The organism is Bacteroides rodentium JCM 16496 (assembly GCF_000614125.1).
GTDB classification, from domain to species: Bacteria; Bacteroidota; Bacteroidia; order Bacteroidales; family Bacteroidaceae; genus Bacteroides; species Bacteroides rodentium.
Genome location: NZ_BAKJ01000135.1, coordinates 1 through 1,314, shown reverse-complemented (window position 1 = coordinate 1,314; position 1,314 = coordinate 1). Strand labels below are relative to the sequence as shown.

Genomic DNA, 1,314 nt, shown 5'->3' with positions numbered 1-1,314 from the left:
GCCCCGTAATCATACCAGCCCAGACCTTTCTTCGTGTCATACTCCTTACCATTATACTTGTAAGGCTGGACATTCGTAGTACTTGCAAAGACACCGCCGAAAGGATAATAGTGATTAGTTTCCTCCACACTTCCGCTCTGGTTAATCACGACACGATTGTTACCTTGATGGTCTTTCAAGTAGTAGTGATACTTGCTGTCGCTCAAAGTAACATAACCCTCTTCGGTAAGAAGCAGCTTCCGGACTCCGTTTTCATAGACCACATTCCCGCAATAATTGGTAATGATATCACCAATAATGTGGGGTAAGGAATCATATTTACTAAATTAGAACATTCCGTTGTAGCGGATGTATTCCATTCGCTACAACGGAAACTGGAATGCTATCTGACCATTAGAGAGAATTCCTTCTCCAATTCAATCTTACGTTTAAAATAAATCTGATATGCAAACGTTTCCCCATCAACTAACTGAGCATAATGCATATCATCAAAAACAAGTTCATAATACCCCCAAACTGCTTCCCTATAAGGATAAGCCTCATCTGTTGTCTGAAAAGTTTTAAAATACCACATAGAAGGAACTTTATTATCTACAACTTCAAAAAGTGGAAAAGGGTATGCTGAGACAAATCCTCCATCATCTATCAAATAGTCTAAAGTGCCTTCCCCCAACAACATTCCCATTACCCAAAATTCCTTACCAATATCCAATCCATATTTTGTATATTCAGTAGCTCCAAAACGGCCTAACTCTTCTTTTTTCAAAATTTCATTTTCATACTGCCTTATACTTTTTCCCGTATTGTTAATACAACGTACTTTCATAAAATCTATTTAAATTTGAAATCATCAACCGCCTTTAAAATTCCATTTTCCCACTTTCCTACATAGTGTATCACTGTTTTACTTCCATCCAGCTTTGTATGTACATATTGCATTTTTCTCCAACCCAGCCAACGTAAATCATTTATTGGTCCCATTCTTTCTATTATTTGTCCTGTGGCAGGATTTGTTAAAGCTTCTTGCATAGTCAACTGTTCAGTCAAATTTTTCGGAGTAATCCTACCAGTGTTTCCAAGACCTAAAGGCTTAAGGACTGGATTTATTTTATTCGTCACTTTTCCTGCAGCCCAGCCGACAGCCTTTCCCAACAGAGCACCGCCCAATTCCCCTGCTCCCAAGCCAACCACAGCTTCACCTATCGGCCTGGCAATGGCATCCATGGAACGGCTGTTCAAGGAGTTGAACAAGGAAGACTTGGAATCTTCAGACAGAGGACTGTCCTTACCCAAGAACAAGTTCTGAAGCTTGCC

At 39.8% G+C, this 1,314-nt stretch carries 2 protein-coding genes and 1 pseudogene; all 3 read right to left on the bottom strand.

Going from position 1 to position 1,314, the window contains the following annotated elements; genetic code table 11:
• Window positions 1–263 (bottom strand): annotated as a pseudogene (locus tag JCM16496_RS21090) (RHS repeat domain-containing protein); the annotation flags it as partial.
• A gap of 119 nt (window positions 264–382) precedes the next feature.
• Window positions 383–826 carry a hypothetical protein gene (locus JCM16496_RS21085; RefSeq protein WP_025836434.1) on the bottom strand — a complete coding sequence of 148 codons (444 nt, stop codon included), beginning with the start codon at window positions 824–826 and terminating at the stop codon, window positions 383–385.
• A 5-nt stretch (window positions 827–831) separates the two neighbouring features.
• Window positions 832–1,314, bottom strand: a 483-nt coding sequence (locus JCM16496_RS23155) for a hypothetical protein (protein WP_209441656.1), incomplete at its 5' end; no start/stop codon positions are given.